This window comes from Thalassospira profundimaris, assembly GCF_003326755.1.
Taxonomy (GTDB): Bacteria; Pseudomonadota; Alphaproteobacteria; order Rhodospirillales; family Thalassospiraceae; genus Thalassospira; species Thalassospira profundimaris_B.
In genome coordinates, this window is sequence record NZ_JPWH01000010.1 from 127,358 (window position 1) to 148,797 (window position 21,440).

Annotated in this window: 18 protein-coding genes; 14 read left to right on the forward strand and 4 right to left on the reverse strand. The window is 54.7% G+C overall.

All coding sequences use genetic code 11. The features are described from left to right. Positions 1-82: 82 nt before the first annotated feature. The 3 genes from TH25_RS13215 to TH25_RS13225 all read left to right on the forward strand — a co-directional run bounded on the left by TH25_RS13215 (position 83) and on the right by TH25_RS13225 (position 3,087). Entirely contained in the window at positions 83-637 is a 555-nt protein-coding gene (locus TH25_RS13215; RefSeq protein WP_114088894.1) for a gamma carbonic anhydrase family protein, read from the forward strand. Between the two features lie 108 nt (positions 638-745). After that, the gene (locus tag TH25_RS13220) at positions 746-1,648 is read left to right on the forward strand and encodes a DMT family transporter (protein WP_114088895.1); all 903 of its coding nucleotides are present in this window, start codon (positions 746-748) and stop codon (positions 1,646-1,648) included. 137 nt (positions 1,649-1,785) lie between these two features. After that, complete coding sequence (locus tag TH25_RS13225; RefSeq protein ID WP_114088957.1) at positions 1,786-3,087, forward strand: cytochrome-c peroxidase; 1,302 nt, start codon at positions 1,786-1,788, stop codon at positions 3,085-3,087. An 83-nt stretch (positions 3,088-3,170) separates the two neighbouring features. Here the strand turns inward: TH25_RS13225 and TH25_RS13230 are convergent, their stop codons facing one another. Continuing rightward, entirely contained in the window at positions 3,171-4,052 is an 882-nt protein-coding gene (locus tag TH25_RS13230; protein ID WP_114088958.1) for an NAD(P)-dependent oxidoreductase, read from the reverse strand. 121 nt (positions 4,053-4,173) lie between these two features. Then, the gene (locus tag TH25_RS13235; RefSeq protein ID WP_114088896.1) at positions 4,174-5,973 is read right to left on the reverse strand and encodes a PHA/PHB synthase family protein; all 1,800 of its coding nucleotides are present in this window, start codon (positions 5,971-5,973) and stop codon (positions 4,174-4,176) included. Positions 5,974-6,165: 192 nt separating this feature from the next. Between TH25_RS13235 and TH25_RS13240 the strand changes: the two genes are divergently transcribed. The 8 genes from TH25_RS13240 to TH25_RS13275 all read left to right on the forward strand — a co-directional run bounded on the left by TH25_RS13240 (position 6,166) and on the right by TH25_RS13275 (position 15,573). Next, positions 6,166-7,686, forward strand: coding sequence for an OmpA family protein (locus TH25_RS13240; protein WP_114088897.1), 1,521 nt, complete (start codon positions 6,166-6,168; stop codon positions 7,684-7,686). Between the two features lie 140 nt (positions 7,687-7,826). Beyond that, positions 7,827-9,068 (forward strand): LL-diaminopimelate aminotransferase, encoded by a 1,242-nt coding sequence (locus TH25_RS13245; protein ID WP_114088898.1) that lies wholly within the window; start codon positions 7,827-7,829, stop codon positions 9,066-9,068. Between the two features lie 123 nt (positions 9,069-9,191). Beyond that, positions 9,192-10,496 carry a homoserine dehydrogenase gene (locus TH25_RS13250; protein WP_114088899.1) on the forward strand — a complete coding sequence of 435 codons (1,305 nt, stop codon included), beginning with the start codon at positions 9,192-9,194 and terminating at the stop codon, positions 10,494-10,496. Between the two features lie 141 nt (positions 10,497-10,637). After that, complete coding sequence (gene glpX, locus TH25_RS13255) at positions 10,638-11,597, forward strand: class II fructose-bisphosphatase (RefSeq protein ID WP_114088900.1); 960 nt, start codon at positions 10,638-10,640, stop codon at positions 11,595-11,597. Positions 11,598-11,807: 210 nt separating this feature from the next. Beyond that, positions 11,808-12,263 carry a glucose dehydrogenase gene (locus tag TH25_RS13260; RefSeq protein ID WP_147253017.1) on the forward strand — a complete coding sequence of 152 codons (456 nt, stop codon included), beginning with the start codon at positions 11,808-11,810 and terminating at the stop codon, positions 12,261-12,263. A 212-nt stretch (positions 12,264-12,475) separates the two neighbouring features. Continuing rightward, positions 12,476-13,768: an Hsp70 family protein gene (locus tag TH25_RS13265; protein WP_114088902.1), complete on the forward strand. Its 1,293-nt coding sequence runs from the start codon at positions 12,476-12,478 to the stop codon at positions 13,766-13,768. Between the two features lie 131 nt (positions 13,769-13,899). Beyond that, positions 13,900-14,463, forward strand: coding sequence for a TetR/AcrR family transcriptional regulator (locus TH25_RS13270; protein WP_114088903.1), 564 nt, complete (start codon positions 13,900-13,902; stop codon positions 14,461-14,463). Positions 14,464-14,517: 54 nt separating this feature from the next. Beyond that, positions 14,518-15,573 (forward strand): NAD(P)-dependent alcohol dehydrogenase, encoded by a 1,056-nt coding sequence (locus tag TH25_RS13275; RefSeq protein WP_114088904.1) that lies wholly within the window; start codon positions 14,518-14,520, stop codon positions 15,571-15,573. Between the two features lie 91 nt (positions 15,574-15,664). Here the strand turns inward: TH25_RS13275 and TH25_RS13280 are convergent, their stop codons facing one another. Further along, positions 15,665-15,982, reverse strand: coding sequence for a hypothetical protein (locus tag TH25_RS13280; RefSeq protein ID WP_258549148.1), 318 nt, complete (start codon positions 15,980-15,982; stop codon positions 15,665-15,667). A gap of 497 nt (positions 15,983-16,479) precedes the next feature. Here TH25_RS13280 and recJ point away from each other — a divergent pair, with 497 nt between their 5' ends. Continuing rightward, on the forward strand, positions 16,480-18,285 hold the full coding sequence (gene recJ, locus TH25_RS13285; protein ID WP_114088906.1) for a single-stranded-DNA-specific exonuclease RecJ: 1,806 nt from the start codon (positions 16,480-16,482) through the stop codon (positions 18,283-18,285). Positions 18,286-18,418: 133 nt separating this feature from the next. Here the strand turns inward: recJ and TH25_RS13290 are convergent, their stop codons facing one another. After that, positions 18,419-19,174 (reverse strand): hypothetical protein, encoded by a 756-nt coding sequence (locus TH25_RS13290; protein WP_147253018.1) that lies wholly within the window; start codon positions 19,172-19,174, stop codon positions 18,419-18,421. 545 nt (positions 19,175-19,719) lie between these two features. On the opposite strand from TH25_RS13290, the gene TH25_RS13295 reads away from it, so the two are divergent. Both TH25_RS13295 and TH25_RS13300 read left to right on the forward strand, forming a co-directional pair. After that, the gene (locus TH25_RS13295; protein ID WP_114088908.1) at positions 19,720-20,577 is read left to right on the forward strand and encodes a substrate-binding periplasmic protein; all 858 of its coding nucleotides are present in this window, start codon (positions 19,720-19,722) and stop codon (positions 20,575-20,577) included. Between the two features lie 166 nt (positions 20,578-20,743). Then, positions 20,744-21,436 (forward strand): glutathione S-transferase family protein, encoded by a 693-nt coding sequence (locus TH25_RS13300; protein WP_114088909.1) that lies wholly within the window; start codon positions 20,744-20,746, stop codon positions 21,434-21,436. Positions 21,437-21,440 lie beyond the last annotated feature (4 nt).

Consider the following 21,440-nt stretch of genomic DNA (forward strand, 5'->3'; position numbering starts at 1 on the left):
GAATGCAGACTGTTCCCTTGGGCTTGCGAAGCCGTTAAGCTTCCTGTCATTCCTTTCCCAACCAACAGGGACCAGACAGATTATGCCAACGATCCTGAAATATCGCGATGCCGTGCCCGTGATTGATGAAACCGCCTTTATTGCGCCCAATGCCACCGTTATTGGTGATGTGGAAATTGGCCCGGAAACCGGCATCTGGTTTGGCTGTGTTATTCGCGGTGATGTGAATGAAATTCGCATTGGCGCGCGCACCAATATTCAGGATTTGACGATGGTGCATGTCGCCAAGGACAAGTTTGGCACCTATATTGGCGATGATGTCACCATTGGTCATTCCGCCGTTATTCATGCCTGCACGCTGGAAGATCGCGCCTTTGTTGGCATGTCGGCAACCGTGATGGATGGTTGTGTGATCGAACAGGGGGCGATGCTGGGGGCGGGGGCGCTTTTGGCACCGGGCAAGCGCATACCGGCGGGGCAATTATGGGCTGGTGTGCCAGCGCGCAAGGTACGTGACCTGACCCAGGAAGAAATCGAATTTTTCAAAATCTCGGCGGACCGTTATGCCGCGCTTGCGAATGTATATCGCACCGATATTGCCTCGGGCCAGGCGATTGTATCCTTGCCGGATGAGTAGGGCTGGGGCATAACCCCCTTTATCAAAGCGATATGTTTCCGGCATGGAAATGTATCGCTTTGTTTATGTGCGTTTTTATTGATATGATCGTGGGTATCGGAACCTTTTATGACGCGCTGGCAGGCCAATGGCATTATCGTTTTTGTCGCCCTGATCTGGGGCACGACGTTCGTTGTGCAACAGACCAGTATGGACAGTATCGGGCCGTTCTATTTTACCGGTATCCGGTTTTTGCTTGGTACCATTGCCGTGCTGCCCTTTGCCCTGCGCGAAATATCGCGCCTTTATGTGGCCGGTTACAGGTTTTCCCGCCGCGATAAAATCGGCCTGCTGGCAACGGGGCTGGCAATGTTTCTGGCCTCTATCCTGCAACAAATTGGCATCATTGACACAACCGTCACCAATGCCGCCTTCCTGACGGCGTTTTATGTGCCAACCGTGCCGATTTTGGCCTTGCTGGTGTTTCGCATTGTGCCGCATTGGGCGGTATGGCCGGGCGGGGTATTATGTGTTGCGGGCACCTATTTGCTGAGTGGTGGCAACCTTTCCGCCCTGGGTGCAGGTGACTTTTGGGTCATGAGCAGCGCGCTTTTCTGGGCGGCACAGGTGGTGCTGGTGGGGATTATGGCGCAACGGACCCGCGCGCCGTTAACGGTTGCAATGGTGCAGTTTTTTGTTACCGGTGTGCTTGGCGTTGTCATCGGGGCGATGACAGAGGATTTCAGCCTGCAATCGGTTTATGGGGCCGGGTTTGAAATTTTATATGCCGGTATCATGTCCGCCGGGGTGGCCTTTACCCTGCAATGTGTGGCACAGAATTACACCGAAGCCGCCGATGCCGCGATTATCATGAGTGCCGAAGCCGTTTTTGCCGCCATTGCCGGGGCGATCTTTTTGGGCGAACGCCTGAAACCGGTGGAATATGCCGGCTGTGGCCTGATTTTGGTGGCAATTATCGGGGTGCAATTGTTGCCGCTGCTGCGCCGTCGCCGACGGTCCGTAACAGTATGACGCCGGGGGACTGGCACTAGCAACCTGTTGTTTTTTACGATGACCGGGCTTGACCTTTATCAAGGAATCGCACAGACAGGAACTGTAGAAAGCAATTCAGAATGATTTGCGGTCGTACAGTGTCTGAAAGTCCCATCATGTATTTTAAAGTCCTTTCATCCCGGTCGTCTCGCCCGGCTGCCGCGCGGTTTTCCTGGCTGACGGCAACGGCTTTGGGCTGCGGCCTGTTTGTTTTTGCGCTGGCAGGCACTGCATTCGCGGACCAGGCTGCTGATAAAGCCGCGAATGATGTGAAGGGTGCAACACCATTCAAAACCCGGGCTGAGCTGGGGGAATCGCTGTTTTTTGATACCAATATTTCAAAAAACCGAACCCAGGCCTGTGCCACCTGCCATGACCCGGCAACGGCCTTTCGTGATCCGCGTGTCACCAATGCCAACGGGGCGTTTTCGCTGGGGGATGACGGGGCGTCTTTTGGCGATCGCAATGCGCCGATGGCGGCCTATGCCCGCCTGTCGCCCGAATTTCATATCACCAGGGATGGTGTGCCCGTGGGCGGCCAGTTTTGGGATGGACGGGCAAAGGACCTTGCGGCGCAGGCCGGTGGCCCGCCGTTGAACCCGGCTGAATTGGGCATGGCAAGTGCCCATGATGTTGTGGAAAGGCTGAAGGAAGACCCCGATTACGTCAAAGCCTTCAAGGTTTTGTTTGACGAAAACATCTGGGATGACGACGACGCGGCCTTTCAGGCGATGACCCAGGCCATTGCCGCCTTTGAGCAGACCGACCAGTTTACGCCCTTTGATTCCAAATATGACCGCTGGCTGCGCGGGGACTATAAAATGACCCCGGCCGAGGAACTGGGCCGGGTGCTGTTCTTTTCCGAGCAATTTACCAATTGCAACCAGTGCCACCAGTTAAAGGCATCGGGGGCCGAGGGCGAAACCTTCACCAATTACCAGTATCACAATATCGGTGTGCCGCAGAACCGTGCCCAGCGCGAAGCCGATGGCAGTGACCCGGATTTTGTCGATAATGGCCTGCTGGATAACCCCGCCATTAATGACCCGTCATTCAGGGGCAAATACAAGGTACCGTCGCTGCGCAATGTCGCGGTGACAGCCCCCTATATGCACAATGGCGTGTTTCAAGACCTTAAAACCGTGATCCGGTTTTATAACAAATATAACAGCCGGTCGGATGCGGCAAAGATCAACAATGAAACCGATAAACCCTGGGCAGCCCCGGAAGTACCCGAAACCATTTCGATGACCGAGCTTGAAAAGGGCGATGCGCTCGATACCCGCCGCATCAATGCACTGGTCGCCTTTCTGAAAACCCTGACCGACAAACGCTATGAACCGTTGTTACAGGCACAGGAAGAGGCCGCAAAGGCGGAAAAGGCCGAAAAGCAACATCAGGAAACCGCGCAGAACTGAGTTTCATGACCGGGTTTTAGCGAGGTGGCATTTTGACACCCGCCTGGCCTGTGAGGGGCAGGCGGGTGTTTTATATGATGCCGTCAGGCTTTGGGCGGCATCAGGATGTCAATGATGGCACTTTGCGCCAAATCGCCCAATCCGGCATCGGTGGCGTGTTCAAAAACCGAGCAGGCGGCATTCCCCACCGGCACCGCCTGTTGCATTTCCTGGGCCAGTTGCATGGCATAACCGGCATCCTTGGCGCGAAGGGCGGTGGTAAAATGAATGCCCTCATGGTGGTTGCCGCTGATCATGCCCGGCAATGTCAGCTTTGCCGGACCACTGGCAAGCGGGCCTTCCAGAAATGTCCGGGCCACCTGTTCACCGTCAAGCCCTGCCTTTTTGGCAATTGCCACCAGTTCGGCGGCGGCAGCGATATGCACCGCCCCCAACAGGTTGTTCATCAGTTTGTAAACCGTGCCGCTGCCCGTCGGGCCAAAATGGATGATTTTGCTGGCAACGGCCTCCAATACCGGGCGGGCACGGTCGAGAACCGGCAGTTCCGCGCCAATCAGAAACACGGTTTCACCCCGTGCCACCTGTTCGGGCACGGCTGTGACGGGCGCGTCAATATAGGGGATGTTCTGGGCCTCCATAATGTCGGCCAGTTCCCGCACATAGGCGTGCGACAGGGTGGAGCATTCGATTGCAATTGTGCCGGGTTCTATCCCGTCAAGCGCCCCGTCATCGCCCAGCCAAACCGCACGCGACGCCCCGTCATCGGCCATAAATGAAATAACAAAACCGCAGCCTTCCACCGTTTCAGCGGGGCTGGAACATGCGGTGGCTCCCAATGCGACCAGGGGGGCGAGTTTTTCCTGGCTGCGGTTCCAGACACGGATGTCAAAACCCCTGTTGATCAGACAGCCGATCATGGCGCTTGCCATGCGCCCGGCACCCAGAAAGCCGATGGTTGATTTCATGTTATCGTCCGTTTCCATGTTTTGCCGCTGTCACTGTCTGCATTTATGCCAAAAAAAACGACAGGATTATGAAACCCTGCCGCTTTGTTTATGGCCCAGTCGAAATTACTGGCGATACCGGTTACAGGCGAACCTTCACATACTCGCCCGGTGCCGGGCCGATGACCTTGCGGTCACCATCGCCGGGTTTGCGGGCATCGACCTGGCCGCCGCTGCGCCGGCTGATCCAGTTTTGCCAGTCCGTCCACCATGATCCGTCATGCTGGGTGGCTTTTTCCAGCCACTGGTCCGGGTCGGCCGGGTTGCGGTTATAGGTCCAGTGGCAATATTTGTTGGCCGCTGGCGGGTTAACCACGCCTGCAATATGGCCTGATGCAGACAGAACGAACTTGACCTGACCCGAGAGCAACTGTGTCCCGGCATAAGTGGCCTTCCAGGGCGCGATATGGTCCTCGCGCGTCGAGAGGAAATAGGCCGGAATTTTGACGTCACGCAGGTCAATGCGTTCGCCGAGAATGCTGATGCCGCCCGGTTCACGCAGCAGGTTTTTCTGATACATGTTGCGCAGATAAAAGCTGTGCATGGCCTTGGGCATCCGGGTGGAATCGGAATTCCAATAGAGCAGGTCAAACGGGAAGGGGTCTTTGCCCAGCATGTAATTGTTGACGACAAAAGACCAGATCAAATCATTGGCCCGCAGCATGTTAAAGGATGTCGCCATATCGCGACCATCAAGATAGCCTTCCTTTTCCATGCGGTGTTCCAGGCTTTCGATCTGTTCTTCATCAACAAAAACAGAAAGTTCGCCGGGCTTTTCAAAATCGGTCAGGGTGGTGAAGAAGGTCGCCGATTTAATGCGTTCATCCTTCTTTTTTGCCATATAGGCCAGAACCGATGCCAGAAGGGTACCGCCCAGACAATAGCCAATGGCATTGACGTCATCCTCGCCGGTGGCTTCCTTGATCATGTCAAGGGCGGCAAGAACACCTTCCTGGGCGTAATCGGAGAATGATTTTTCCGCAAGCTCGCTATCGGGGTTCACCCAGGACAGCACAAATACTGTATGGCCCTGGTCCACTGCCCATTTGATAAAGGAATTTTCCGGCCGTAGATCGAGAATGTAATATTTGTTGATCCAGGGCGGTACAATCATCAGCGGGCGTTTGGCGACCTTGTCGGTTGATGGCGTGTATTGCAGCAGTTCCATCAAATCGGTTTTGCCAATAACGGCACCCGGCGTGGTGGCGACATTTTCCCCAACCTTGAAGGCATTAAGGTCGGTCATTTTGATTTGCAGCTTGCCTTTGCCGCGTTCCAGATCATCAAGCAGGTTTTGCAAACCCTTGACCAGATTTTCCCCGCCCGATTCGACGGTGGCGCGCAAAACTTCGGGGTTGGTCATCAAAAAATTGGTCGGCGAAATGGCATCGACGAACTGACGGGTATAAAAATCGACCTTCTGGGCGGTTTTTTCATCCAGGCCGTCCACATCATGTACCAGCCCCTGAATCCATTGCGAGGACAGCAGATAGGACTGTTTGATGTAGTCAAAAACCTCGTTGTCCTGCCAGGCTTCGTCGCGGAAACGCCGGTCGCCCTTGGGCGGTGTGACAATCGGGTCGGCATCCTGGCCGAGCATGCGCAGGGTGGTGTTTTGCCACAATTGCATGTAATTCTGCCAAAGCTGCATCTGTGCCTCGACCAGTTTGGTCGGATTTTGCATCATATGCGTGCACAGTTCCATGAAGGCGGAACCGATATTTAACGGGTCGGGATCGGCGATTTCGGGGTCTTCGGCCTGGCGTGCCAGAAAATCCGCGACAAGACGCTGGCTCCTTTCGGCAATTTCGGCCATCGTGGCCGAGAGCTCTTCGGGGTCGGGATGTTGATTTCCGGTTTCGCTGGCCTGTTGATCGGTCATGGCGCCTTCCTTTATGATATCGCCCGTCATAATTGGCACGTAGGTTGAAACACTGCTTGATCCCAAGCATATCATATCCTTAGACTTTCGCAGCCTAACGTGCCACGAGGGGATGATACAAGAAATATAACATGACGTGTTTGTCGCAGATCATTTGCACGCGGTTTTTTATTATTGGAGCGAAGAATATCAATGGGTGTCTCGAAACGGACTTTGCGCGCCGGGCATAAACAGCCGGGCTTGCGCGGCCTTCTTAAAGCAGGGTCAGCATTGGCTGTGATCTTGATGCTGGGGGCCTGTTCGTCGGTGCCTGATGCCATCAATCCCGCGGAATGGGGCAGAAATATTGGCGATGCCTTTTCCGGGCAGGAGGGGCCGCAAAAATCGCAGGAGCCGATTCCCGGCCAGGACCAGGATTATCCGCGCCTTGCCGATACCCCGGATCGCCCGGTGGTGGCGAATGAGGGCGAACGTCAAACGCTTTTGGCGGGCCTGGCCGCAGACCGTGCAAATGCCCGCTATACGGCGGCACCGGCGCAGACCGGGCAGGCAGCCAAGGATAATTCCCAACCCGTAATGCCGTCTGCCTCAACCGGCAGCCAACCGGAGAGCGGGGCCAATTCTGTATCTTCGGCGGCGACGCAATCCGCCTCAAAAACGCCTGAAACACTGCCTGAACCGGCCAAATCCATGCCCGAACCCAAACCGGCAGATTTGAAGGTCACGCCGCTTTCCAAGGAAGACGCATCGTCAAGCGGGTCGCGCATTGTTGATCAATGGAATGCCAAAGCCGCTCAGCAGCCAGCGCCCGTTCCCAAACCGGTGGATGTTCCTGCCGAGCCGAATTTGACGGCAAAGGATGTTGCGCCTGCTGCTGGCGAAACCCGCGCAGAACAGGCGGCACGGGCCGAGAGTGACGCGACATTGCGCGATGCACCGCCCGTTCCGGCGGCGCCCAATCTGGCACCGAAAAAATTGCAGGCTGAACCGCCTGTTCCGGGCAAGGTTTCATCAACGCAATCTTCGGCAAAGGCGGATCCGGCTGCATCTGCGGCTGCGGCCGAAGACCCGGTCATGAGCCAGTATAAAAAACGCCTTGCCGAAGGCGAGGGGCAGTTTGACCCGGCACCCATGCCCTCAAATACCGGAAACAAGGCATCGGGTGATTTTGACTATTCGATGTATAACGACAATGGGTCGGTCAAGGTGGATGAAAGCCAGCTTCAGGATGGCGTACCCCCGGCACCCGCACTTGAGGGAAATGGCCCGGCGGTTGAACAGCTTGGCGAAACGCCCGATGAATTGCTGGCATCGCGTCTCGGAGTCAAGGCTGTTGACCAGCTTTCCGATGCAACCGCCAAGTCACAGGTGGCGCAAATCCAGTTTGCTTACGGGTCGGCGAAACTGTCATCGGTGGATGTGGGCGTGTTGCGCAAGGTGTCGCTTGCCTGGAAAAAACATCGCAAGGCCCATGTGATGGTGATTGGTCATGCGTCCTCCAAAACCGAGAACATGTCCCTGGCCGAACATGAAAAAGCCAACCGCATGATTTCCGAACGTCGGGCATCTGCCGTGATCAACCAGTTGCTGGCACTCGGTGTTAACCCTGACGCGATCTATGTTTCGGCCGAAGGCGCGTCTGATCCCCGCTATTTTGAAGGGGTTCCCGCCGGTGAGGCCGGAAACCGCCGTGTTGAAATCTTTATGGATTAATCAGCGTAAAAAAGGTACATCCTTCGAATTGTACGGCGCGCCACCTGGATTTAGCCGGGTGGCGCGCAATTTTTTTCACCATGAGGTCGTCTTTTTCGCATAAAATTGTGCAAAGACGAATTTGACAAGGATACAGGATAATGTCCTCTGAATTTCACCGCGTAAAACGTTTGCCCCCGTATGTCTTCGCTGAAGTCAATGCGATGAAGGCGGCGGCGCGGCGAGCGGGCGAGGATATTATCGATTTTGGCATGGGCAACCCGGACCCGGCCACACCGCAGCACATTGTCGATAAACTGGTCGAAACGGTGCAAAACCCGCGCACGCATGGCTATTCCATGTCGCGTGGTATTCCCGGTTTGCGCAAGGCGCTGGCGGCCTATTATGGCCGTCGTTTCGGCGTGGATGTGGACCCGGAAACCGAAACCGTTGTCACCATCGGCTCCAAGGAAGGGCTTGCCAACCTGGCGGCGGCCATTACCAGCCCCGGTGACATTATTTTGGTGCCCAATCCCAGCTATCCGATTCATGCCTTTGGCTTCATCATTGCCGGGGCGGCATTGCGGCATATCCCCATCGGGCATGATGACCAGGGCACCTTTAATGCCGAAAGCTTTATGGAGCAGTTGCACCGGGCGGTGAAACATTCCGTACCCAAGCCCAGTGCGGTGGTGCTGAACTTCCCGGCCAATCCGACGGCGCTGACGGTGGATCTGAATTTCTATCAGGAAGTGGTCGATTTCTGCTGCGAGCATGAAATTTATATCCTGTCGGATATTGCCTATTCGGAAATCTATTTCGATGGCAATCCGCCGCCCTCGATTTTGCAGGTTCCGCGCGCCAAGGAAATTGCCGTCGAGTTTTATTCGCTGTCAAAAACCTATTCGATGGCGGGGTGGCGTATCGGTTTTGCCACGGGCAATAAAAAGCTGATCAATGCGCTGACGCGGATTAAATCCTATCTGGATTATGGGGCCTTTACCCCGGTGCAGGTGGCGGCAACGGCGGCGCTGAACGGCCCGCAGGATTGCGTGGAGGAATTTCGCAATCTGTATCGCGAACGGCGCGATATTTTCATCGAGGGTATGCAATCAGCCGGGTGGAATGTACCGTCGCCCCAGGCGACCATGTTTGCCTGGGCACCGATCCCCGAGCCGTTTGCCGAACTGGGCTCGCTTGATTTTTCCAAGCTGTTATTGCAGGAAGCCGGGGTGGCGGTGGCGCCGGGCCTTGGCTTTGGCGAATATGGGGACCGCCATGTGCGCATTGCCCTGGTGGAAAACAAGCATCGCATTCGCCAGGCCAATCGCAATATCAAACAGTTCTTCCAGAAATGTCCCGATGCAGAATCTGCACGGGAACTGTTGAAGAAAACCCGTTGATAGCCGATAAAGCAATTTGTGTTTCGCCTGGGACATGTCCCGGGCGAAATTTTATGTGCGCAAAGGCCTGTTTTGTGGTCTTTGTCATCTGTCGGAAAACCAACTACCGCATGAGGAGTTATCGTGCAAAACGTCGTTAAAATCGGTGTGGCAGGCCTGGGTACGGTCGGTGCCGGAACCGTTAAACTGCTGAGTGAACACAGGGACAATCTGACGGACCGTTCCGGGTCGCCGATGATTGTTACAGCAGTATCGGCGCGCGATCGAACTCGGGACCGTGGTTTTTCAACCGATGGACTGACCTGGTATGAAGATGCCCGCGACATGGCCCAGGATGCCAATGTCGATGTGATTGTCGAAACCATTGGCGGGTCCGATGGTATTGCCTATGAGCTTTGCAAAACCGCGCTTGAGGCGGGCAAGCATGTCGTGACCGCCAACAAGGCCCTGATTGCCCTGCATGGTGTGGAACTGGCCCGCATTGCAGATGCCAACAATGTGACCATCGCCTATGAGGCTGCCGTTGCCGGGGGGGTCCCGGTGATCAAGGCATTGCGCGAGGGATTGTCGGGCAATGTGGTGTCGCGTGTGACCGGCATTTTGAATGGGACGTGCAATTATATCCTGACCACCATGCGCGAACAGGGGCGTGATTTTGCCGATGTTCTGGCCGAAGCGCAAAAGCTGGGCTATGCCGAGGCCGATCCCAGCTTTGATGTGGATGGCATTGATGCGGCACATAAACTTGCGATTCTGACCAGCCTGGCCTTTGGCGTTGAAGTGGATTTTGATGCCATTGCCGTTGAGGGCATTCGCTCTGTTTCGGCCCTGGACATCCAGATGGCCGAGGAACTTGGGTATCGCATCAAGCTTTTGGGTATTGCCAAACAAACACCCGAGGGCATTGAACAGCGTGTGTCGCCGGTTTTGGTGGATCGCAATACCCAGATTTCCAAGGTCGAAGGGGTGTTTAACGCCGTTGCCCTGGAGGGCGATTATGTTGGCCCGGTGATTTTGCAGGGGCGCGGCGCAGGGGAACGCCCGACGGCATCTGCCGTTGTTGCTGACCTGGTGGACATTGCAGCCGGTCGTAAAACGCCGGTTTTTGGTGTTGCGGCGGAACGCCTTAAAAAGAATGTGCGCGCGCCAATCGAAAAGCATATCGGGGCCTATTATTTGCGCCTGATGGTTTGGGACCGGCCGGGTGTGATGGCCGAAGTCACCGCAGCATTGGCGCGTAATGGTGTTTCGATGGCCTCCATGATCCAGCAGGGGCGGGCGGAAACCGAGGGCGGCGTTGTGCCGGTGGTTTTCATTACCCATGAAACCAATGAAGGATCGATGCTGGAGGCCCTGGCGACGATTTCGGCGTTTGAAAGCAATTCACAGCCGCCGGTTTTGATGCGCATTGAAAATTTCGCGTCGTAACAAAACAAAAAAAAGACATATGCGCCCCGCAGGTTTACACCAGCGGGGCGTTATAACTTTGGGTCAACCAAAGCAATTCGCCTACCGGGAAGAATGAGACGGGGCCCCCAGACCCCGCACCAACAGACAAGGACGGAAGATATGGATCGAAATCTTGCGCTTGAAACAGTACGCGTGACCGAAGCAGCCGCACTGGCCTGCTCGGGGTTGATGGGACGCGGCGATGAAAAGGCAGCCGACCAGGCCGCGGTTGATGCCATGCGCAACGCGCTGAACAGCCTGGATATTCGCGGCACTGTCGTGATTGGCGAGGGCGAGCGCGACGAAGCCCCGATGCTTTATATCGGCGAAGAAGTTGGCAGCGGCGAAGGCCCGGAAATCGATATTGCGCTGGACCCGCTGGAAGGGACGACCATTTGCGCAACCGGCGGCCCCAACTCGCTGGCTGTGGTGGCAATGGCGGAAAAAGGCGGCTTTTTGAACGCGCCCGATACCTATATGCAGAAAATCGCCGTTGGCGGTGGTTTGCCCGATGACGTGATTGACCTTGATGCAACGGCGGGTGAAAACCTGAAAAGCTTGGCCCAGGCCAAAGGCTGCGATGTTTCTGACCTGGTTGCTTGTATCCTGAACCGTCCGCGCCACGAGGAACTGATTGCCAAGACCCGCGAAGCGGGCGCGCGCATCATGCTGATTGATGATGGCGACGTGGCTGGTGTGATTGCGACCTCGCAAAAAACATCGGGCATCGATATTTACATGGGCACGGGCGGAGCCCCGGAAGGGGTGCTGGCCGCTGCCGCACTGCGTTGCATTGGCGGGCAGTTTCAGGGCCGTTTGCTGTTTCGCAATGATGATGAAATTGCCCGTGCCCATAAATGGGGTATCGAGGATCTGCACCGCAAATACACCCTGACCGAACTGGCCAGGGGCAATGTCATGTTTGCCGCCACCGGTGTGACCGACGGGGCGATGTTGCGCGGTGTGCGCCGTTTTGCCCAGGGGGCTGAAACCGAATCAATCGTGATGCGCAGCCAGAGTGGTACCGTGCGGTATATTCGCGCCGTTCACGATTTCAGCCGCAAGGTTTGGTATAAATAACCCGCTTCGTTTGGCGGTTTTAGTCCGGCGGACGGACTGAACATTCATGGGGTGCTGCGGCACCCCATTTTTTTATGGCAGAAATCCGCCATTTATTTGAATTGTGCGGCAAAAATATGCGTTGCCGCAACAATATGCGGAACCTTTCTCGTTTTATCGGCGTTTTGTTTCAAAATCTTTTAAACAAACCCGTAAATGGGAAAAAAGGTTATGGACACGAGCAACGAGGATCAGGCCGCCCCCGGCCGGGGGATTGGTTATTGGGCGGTTATCGCTCTGGCAATTGTGATTTTGTGTATTGGCATGCCGATTTTTGCCGGTGGGGTCTGGCTGATCATGCTGGGCGCATCGAGCTTTTATGCCCTGGCCGGGGCCGGGCTTTTCCTGACCGGCTTTTTCATGATGCGCATGTCGATGCTGGGGTTTTGGTTTTATCTGCTGACCTTTATGGGCACGGCAGCCTGGACTGTCAGTGATGTGGGAATGGATATGGATGCCCTTTTCCAGCGCCTGGCTGTCCCCTTTATCGCCCTGTTACTGGTGTTTCTGGCATCCCCCCGCTTGTGGCGGGGCGGTCGTGCGGCGCGACATAATCCTGCCCGTCAACCGGCCAGCAAGGGGGCGGTGCCGTCGATGGCTTTTTCTTCGCCCGATAAAAATGTCTGACGGGGATTAAAGGTAACGGGCCCTAGAAAACCGTTAGAAAGCCGTTTGCCGCAATGGCGCGTGTGCTGCTTTTTTGAAATGCGCCATCATATCCGCAGGGCCGGGTTATTCCGGGACTGCGGATTTTTGTTGCAGTGCCTATCAAGCTGGGTTAAATCCTTCGCCCCCTTTCGCGGGGATTGCTATTTTAACAGTTTGGAAAGGTTGCACGCATGTCCGAAATAATCGCGCTGGATTTTGGCACCACCAATTCTGTTCTTGCCGTGGCGGACAAAGCAGGAAATGTGCAATCCGCCAGCTTTGACCTTGGCAATTCCCACTTTGATACCTATCGCACCATTTTGTACCTTTGGCAGGAACAGGATATTCGGGTTGCGGGTTCAATGCCGCAACTGCGCAGCTGTTCCGGTCCTTTTGCGATCGAGGAGTATCAGCGCGAAAGCCAGGATTGTCGCCTGATCCAGTCGATCAAGTCCTATCTGGCGGCCAAGGATTTTGAAGGCACCGAGATTTTTGGCAATCTTTTCACGCTTGAAGACCTGATCGCGCTGTTTTTAAACCAGCTTCATCATCACGCCGAAAATGATTTGGGCCATTTGGGGCGGCGGGTCATTGCCGGGCGTCCTGTGACATTTGCGGGGCCCCGTCCGGACAATGCCTTTGCCGAGGCCCGCTTGCGGGCCGCCTATGAACAGGCGGGTTTCGACGTCGAGGCCGTGGTGTACGAGCCTTTGGCAGCATCCTATTATTACGGGCGGACGCTCGAACAGCCGGAAACCGTTTTGGTCGCCGACTTTGGCGGCGGGACGAGCGACTTTTCGGTGATCCGGTTTCAACCGGGCAAAGGCATTGCCGGGGTGCAGGCGTTGGCCCATACGGGTCTTGGCATTGCTGGCGACAGTTTTGACTATCGCATCATCCAGAATGCCATTTGGCCGCGTTTGGGTTTTGGCACCAATTACCGGGCAATGGGCGGCACCCTGCCGGTGCCACGGCAATATTACACCGCATTTGCCCGCTGGCATTATCTGTCGATGATGCACAACCAGCGCACCATGACCGATTTGCAGGCGATTATTCGCACCGCCGAAAGTGCCGATGACATTGCCGACCTTGTGACCATTATCGAGGATGAACTGGGCTTTTTCCTGTATCAATCGGTGTCCAGAGCCAAGGCGGAATTGTCATCCCAGGGGGAAACGCGGCTGCAATTCAAGCATGGTGGCGTTGAAATTGACGAAAAACTGACCCGTGCCGATTTTGAAAGCTGGATCAGCCCCGATATCGCCGAGATCGAGAAGGCCGCCAAAGACTGCCTTGATCAGGCCGGTTTGCAGGCTTCGGATATTTCCAAGGTCTTTATGACCGGCGGCACATCCTATGTCCCGGCTGTGCGCCACCTGTTTGAAGACGGTTTTGGCAAGGAACGGGTTGAAATTGGCCAGCCTTTCCTGTCGGTCGCACATGGCCTGGCGATGATTGCCGCAGATGAAAATATCGTCTGACGGGGCATTCTGGTCAGCAGATATTTTGCCCGGCGGGGCAGGCGTGGTGGTTTGCTAGTTTGCCCTGTTCTCCCTGTCATCCCTGTCCGCAGATGATTGACTGATCAGTCAATTTTTGGTAGGGTCGCGGCATGAAAGACAAACAGGCACATCTGATTGACACGGCAATCCGCCTTTTTGCCCGCGACGGCGTGTCGGTTTCCACAGCTAAAATAGCGGCGGAAGCCGGCGTTTCCAACGGGACGCTGTTTAATTATTTTCCCACCAAACAGCAATTGATTGACAGTGTTTATCTGGTAATCAAGGAAGATATTGCCGCACATGTGCTTGCCAGTCTTGGTCGGGAAATGTCGGTAAAGGAAGTCATGTTCGGCATTTGGCAGGGCTATATCAAATGGGCCCTGACTCATCCGCTCCGTCATGAGGTTTGCAATCTTCTTAGGGCTGCGCTGGCGTTAAGTCCTGCCGCACTTGCGCGGGCAGATGCAATTTTTGAATTGAAGGTGCAAAAACTGCAAGAGGGCGTTGATCAGCGAGAACTGGTTGATTTGCCTGTTGAATATATTAGCGAACTGTCCACCGTGCAGCTTGGCGTTGCTGTCGATTTTCTGCGACGCCAAAATCTGGATGCGGTTGAAACAGGCAAACATATTCATCGCAGCTTTGATGTCTTTTGGGCGGGGATTACGGCGTGATTATTTTTTATGGCAAGATTGACTGACTAATCACTCTATTCACGGAGAGAAAAAATGCAGGTTGCAGCTTTTGGTGCCAAATCCGCAACGTCCGATCTGGGCCCGCTGACGATTGAACGCCGTCAGACCGGTGCGCATGATGTTGCCATTGAAATTGATTATTGTGGTGTTTGCCATTCCGATTTGCACATGGCGCGCAATGACTGGGGTATTGCCATGTATCCGGTGGTGCCGGGCCATGAAATTATTGGCCGCGTGACCGATGTCGGGGCCCATGTCAAAGGCTTCAAGCCCGGTGATCTGGTGGGTGTGGGCTGTATGGTTGACAGCTGCCAGTCCTGCCCGTCCTGCGAGGAAGGGCTGGAGCAATATTGTGAAAACGGTATGACCGGCACCTATAATGGCGAAGATAAAGTGCTGGGTGGTCAGACCTTTGGGGGATATTCCGGCAAGGTGGTTGTGAACGAAAAGTTCGTTCTGCGCGTTTCTGACAATCTGGATACCAAGGCGGTTGCACCGCTTTTATGTGCCGGTATCACAACCTGGTCGCCGCTCCGCCAGTGGAATGTGAAAAAAGGCGACAAGGTGGGCGTGGTCGGCCTGGGGGGGCTGGGCCATATGGGTGTTAAATTCGCCGCTGCGCTGGGTGCACATGTTGTGATGATCACGACATCTGCCAAAAAGGGCGAAGATGCCAAGCGTCTTGGCGCGCATGAAGTTCTTGTTTCAAAGGACGGGGATGCGATGGCCGCCCATGCAGGCAGCTTTGACTTTTTGCTCAATACCATCCCTGTCAAACATGACCTGAACCCGTATATCGGTCTTTTGAAACGTGATGCCACGATGGTGATTGTCGGTGCGGTCGAACCGCTGGAAGGTTTCCACGGTGCCGGGCTGATTTTGGGCCGTAAACGTATTGCCGGTTCATTGATTGGCGGTATCAAGGAAACGCAGGAAATGCTTGATTTCTGTGCCGAACACAACATCACCTCCGATGTTGAAATGATCGATATGGCGTCGATTAACACCGCTTATGAGCGGATGCAGAAATCCGATGTCAAATACCGGTTTGTGATTGATATGAAGTCGCTTCAGGCGGCTGTTGCCTGATCAACGCCTTGCTGCTCGGACATTTAAAAGCCAAAGGCCCGTCAAACCCCGGCGGGCCTTTGGTGATTCTGATAGTGATATATCGGTCAAATCAGCTTACGCAGGCAAAATTGCCGCCACATCTGACTTGCAAAAGTGTTGCCGAAAAAATCACAAAGCCGGTGCCGAAAAACGGGAACAGGAAAAACCATGCCGACCATGCCCAGCGGCGTAACAGCCAGGGGAAAAAGGCCCCGCTAAACGACATGACCGGGAATAATAAAACGCTGCCAAACAGCAGATGCAGATAGATATTGTTTTCCGAACCCGGTGAGTCAAACATCATCGGTGAAAACATGACAAAGGGCAGGGAGATGATGCCTCCCAGCATACAGATTGCGGTAAGACCGCGACGTGCGGACTTCTTCATTTTACAGGCCTCGTGATCCCGTGTGAAATGTGACGGTTTTTTACCGTCTTTGGCGGTTCGCCAATTTTTGATATTGGTTGGAATTTCTCACACAGGGGTCTTTATCACAAGCAACATCTGTGAGTCGCAATCGTGAATATGGCGTTTTTTTGTTGGGAAATAACAGATGTTGAAATTTTTCTTTCTGAAAGTATGACCAATACTATACCGGAAAGCAGGTACCTTCATCAGCGAGGATGAAGACTGTTTTCAGGCCGCAAGTTTCAAAAACAGAGTCCCGATTTTTGTATTAAATATTATCGTTAATTTTGCTGCTGCCAAATTTTATGGGCGCAATAAATGTTTTTATGGCTTTGTCGGCATTTCTGCCGCCAGGTGTCTTTTTAAACGGGTTATACACGTTGGGGTCGTGTTGCCCCGGGCACAAGCAGAATTTGCGTGACAGAGCAGCATTTCGGGGTTTGAGGAAGCGTCTCTTTGCGCTATCCAATGGCGTCATGACAGCACAACACTCCAGTGAAAGCACCTTTTTGGGGATCGAGCGTTCCGTTACCGGTAAATGGTGGCGTCAGCGCGATGTGGATGACCGTTTGGCCGTGACCCTGTCACAACGGTTTGGCGTGCCCGATATTGTGGGGCGCGTCATGGCCGCACGCGGCATTGGTCTTGACGATGCCGAAGCCTTTTTAACGCCCACCCTGCGCGATCTGATGCCCGACCCGTCGTCTTTGCGCGATATGGACAAGGCGGTGGCCCGCATTGTAACCGCGCTGGAAAACAACGAAAAAATTGCCCTGTTTGGCGATTATGACGTGGATGGTGCCACCAGTACGGCGCTTTTGGTGCGGGTGTTTCGCGCCCTTGGCCATAATATCGCGGTTCATATTCCCGACCGCCTGACCGAGGGCTATGGCCCGAATGCCCCGGCATTGCTGGATTTGAAACGCAAGGGGGCCAGCCTTGTTTTAACGGTGGATTGCGGTGTGACGGCCTATACCCCGCTGGCAGAAGCCGCCGATGCCGGGCTTGATGTGATTGTGGTGGACCATCATGCCGCCGAGCCTGAATTGCCCCAAGCCGTGGCGGTGGTGAACCCCAACCGGCTGGATGATGATAGCGGGATGGGCGATTTATGTGCCGCCGGAGTTGCCTTTTTGCTGTCGGTTGCCGTGTGCCGCGCCTTGCGTGAAAGTGGCTATTTTCAGAAAAGGGGCCTTCAAGCGCCTGATTTGCGTAACTGGCTGGATCTGGTTGCCCTGGGTACAGTGTGCGATGTCGTGCCGCTTCGCGGGCTGAACCGGGCCTTTGTGACCCAGGGGCTCAAGATTATGCGCCATCGCGGCAATTGCGGTATTTCCGCGTTGTCCGATGTGGGCGGGGTTAATGAAACCCCCAGCGCCTATCACCTTGGGTTTGTGCTGGGACCACGGGTGAATGCTGGCGGGCGCGTGGGCGAAGCCGGGCTTGGCACCGCGCTGTTATCGGGCGATGACCCGGCCAGGGCGCGGACCATTGCGGTGCGGCTTGATGAATTTAACCGCGAGCGCAAAACGATCGAGGATTACGTCCTGGACCAGGCGATCCGCATGGTTGAGGAAAAGGACCGCATCGGCGCAATGGTGCTGGTAGGCGGCGAGGACTGGCATCCCGGTGTTATCGGCATTGTCGCCAGTCGTCTCAAGGACCGCTACCATGTTCCCGCCCTGGTGATGGGACGGGTAGATGGGGTTTACAAAGGCTCGGCCCGCTCTGTTCGCGGGATTGATCTGGGGGCGGCCATTATTGCCGCCCGCCAGGCCGGTTTGCTGGTCAATGGCGGCGGGCATGGCATGGCCGCCGGTTTTACGCTTGACCCCGAAAAACATGCCGAATTTGAAGATTTCCTTGAAAGCCGCTTTGCCCGCCTGATTGCCGAAAACAATATCCGCCCGACCATGACGGTGGATGGCTCCCTTCACGCGATGGGCGCAACCGTCGAGCTGATTGACGCGCTGGAGCGCATGGGGCCGTTTGGTGCCGGCAATGCCGAACCCCGCTTTGTTTTCACCGATTGCAAGGTCGTGAAGGCCGATGTGGTGGGGGCTGATCACGTCAGGTGTATTTTGTCGGGCAGCAATGGCAAGGGCCGTTTGAAGGCGATTGCCTTTCGCTGCCTGGATAATGACATGGGCCAGACATTGTTGCGTCATGGCGGGCGCCCGCTTCATGTGTTGGGGCATTTGCGCCGGGATACCTGGCAGGGCCGCGAAGGCGTGCAGCTTATGATCGACGACATTGCCGCGCCGGTGGCGCTTTTTACCTGATAATGCCGGGTACCTGCAGAAACGCGACGGCGTAAAACTTCATTCGGAGGAAGGTCGTGAGGGCCCTGGCTGTATCCGGCCCTGTTCCCGCACTGCTTGACGGCGGGGAACAGGGTGCGATGCCTTTTGGGGGTTATTTTGTTTCCGTGGTCTCGCGATGAGGCATCACAGTATGATGGCGAATGATTGCCGATACGATTTGGGCGATCAGGGTGCCTGTTTCCGCCTGGTCGGGCTCGTTGCCGAGCAGATGGATGATCTCGCGATAGGTGGCGAGAATATTTCGGGTGATTATCGGCGCGTTATCAATGCCTTCTGTGGTCAGAAAGCCGGTAATAATGGCCGACAGCAAACTGTCATTGCTAAATTGTATGGTGTTGTCACCAGTACGTGTTGAAACGCGCGAATTGTGCGTTTTTTGTGTCTGGTGTGCGCTTTTTTTTTGCGCGGATTCCGACGCCGGACCCGAACCATCCCCAGAAATCATCTGGCGTATGCCATCCCCGTCTTTTTCAAGGTTTTGCGGGGGCTGAAACAGGCTGTCGGGGGCATCATCTGCATCCGGATGCAGTGCCTGGAGGATATTTTCTGTTTTGCTGTGCGGCATTTCGGATGCGGGGCCGGGATAGGCCTCGGCATGATGATGAACCGGACCTTCTCCTGTAACGATCCATTCAAGACGGACAGATTTGGCCCTGGCAAGGCGCGCAATGCCAACAAAACGGGGTTCGGATTTTGCCTGGCACCAGCGATTGAGCTGTTCGGGAATGACGCCCGCCACTGCGGCGGCATCTTTTTTTCGGTCAAACATATCGACAACGTGCCGGATGCGTTCGCCAAGATCGGGGCTCAGGACGGGTAACGTCGTGGCACGGCTATCTTTTGCCATTTCCATCGTCCTGGATAGTGAATGGGGGAAGGGGTGATTTGGCTAAAGTTCTCGTTTGGCGCGAAATAGACGCACCGCGAAATTTTTTGGTTGAATGTCGAATTTTTTCGTTATAAGTCTTTTCCATGCTCAACTATTGTTGACTTTTTTTCGAGTTAAGGCCGGTATAGTCTGCGATAGTGGCAATAAAACGATAGTATAGTTACGACGGACAGAGTTAAGTCCGCAGTTCACTGTTGATAAAAAAAAGAAAGACGCTTCCAGATATTTATCTGCTTGTGATGTTTTGAAGCGAGAACAATTGTGGGGCGATTTTATTCAGTAAAATTGATCCTTGTGTTTTCAGTATTGCAAGTTAACCAGAGTAGATGATGTTTGGCGTCGCTGGCAATCAACAAGTCCTTGGGAGTACGAGGTATTTTTGTAGCGAATAGTGTTTTTCGGGTTGAATTTCCTGAAAGCACATATTTGGGAGTACGCTCGATATGCGCCAGACAAATTTCCTTTTCCGACCGGCCGAACATATAAGACATGGTAATTAATTGATGTCTTACAGTGGCTTGGCTCTCGCTATGCGTGTTGTCCATGTGGTCATCGCGGTTGCCTTTTTGTTATATGCGCCGGTTGCCGCCGCCGCCCAGCAGGTGGTCGGGGCAGGCCATGATGATGGCTATATTGGCGCGGCAAGATCGGTTCGTATTTATACCGAAAATCTGCCTCCCTTTAATTATCTGACCGATGATGGATTAAGTGGCATCGGTGCCGAAGTCGTTTCGGCAATGGCGCGCCTGGTCGGGCATAGCGGCAAATTCGAGATGATGCCCTGGAAGCGCGTGCTCTCGATACTGAATCGCGAGCCCTATACCGCCGCTTTTTCGATGGTGCGCATACCGGAACGCGAACACGAATTTAAGTGGGTTGGGCCGATTACGCATAGCGAAACGGCTCTTTATCAATTAGCAGACAGTCCGGTCAAAATCCGGTCGATAGAGGACGCCCGCAACGTTTCGGCAATCGGGGTGAATGCTGGTAGTGCGTCCGAGCGGGCCTTGCGTGCCCTTGGTTTTAACAATGTGATGCCGCTTTATGCGCCAAATACGGGGCTGAAGATGCTGCTGAGCGGCCGTATTGCATTGTGGGAAACGGTTGATTTGGTGGTCACAAGTCAAAGTCGCCAGCTGGGCATTGCACCGTCCAGGGTTGTTCCGGTCGTTCCGCTGGGTAAATACGACTTTTACCTGGCGTTTTCGCCGAGCACGCCGGAAACGGTGATATTGCCCTGGCGGCAGGCCCTGAACGAACTGCATCGCAATGGCGTTTTTGATGAAATCCAGCGGCGCTACGGGGTCAAGTCGCAAATACTTCCCGGTCCGCGAAAAACCAGCTTTTCCCTGTTGAACTAAACAATGCCAGCCCCCGTTGGGGGCGTAAATGTTAACGCCATAAATATTACCTTTTGCGGGGCCTGTCGGGGTTCGTTCTGGCGGTGCGGGTGGCGAAACGGCGATTTTTTCCTATTTTACGGGCATTATCATTTGTAGTGATTCAGGCAGCAAACAGGAAATCGCAATGAATGCCACCGGCAAACCCGAACTGATCAGTTTCGATTTATGCCCCTTTGTACAGCGTTCCGTGATCACGCTTTTGGAAAAGAATGTAGAATTTGATCTGACCTATATTGATCTGGCCAACAAACCGGACTGGTTTTTGGAAATTTCGCCACTGGGCAAGGTGCCGGTGCTGCGTGAAAAGGGCGAAGTCCTTTTTGAAAGTGCCGTGATCAACGAATATCTTGATGAAACCAACCCGCCGTCGCTTCATCCTGTTGATCCGCTTGAAAAGGCAAAGAATCGTGCCTGGATCGAGGTTGGCGGCAACCAGTTGATGAATTCTTTTCATATGATGATGGCGGAAACGGCGCAAGACTACGCAACCCATCGCGAGGCCCTGATGGCAGGGTTCAAACCGGTGGAAGGCCAGATTGAGGGTACATTTTTTAACGGGGACAGCTTTTGCCTGATTGATGCCGCCTGGGCCCCGGTTTTTACCCGCCTTCTGATTGTCGAGCAGGCGCTGGGCGAAGATTATCTTTCCGGCTATCCGAAGATCCGGGCCTGGGCCGAAGCCCTTGTGGCGCGCGATAGTGTGATCCATTCCGTCATTGACGGCTTCCGTGACAAGTTCCTGACTTACCTGCAAAAGAAAACGTATAACGGTGATACACCTGCTTATCTGGCAGGCAGGCTTGCAGAGCAGGCCTGATCAT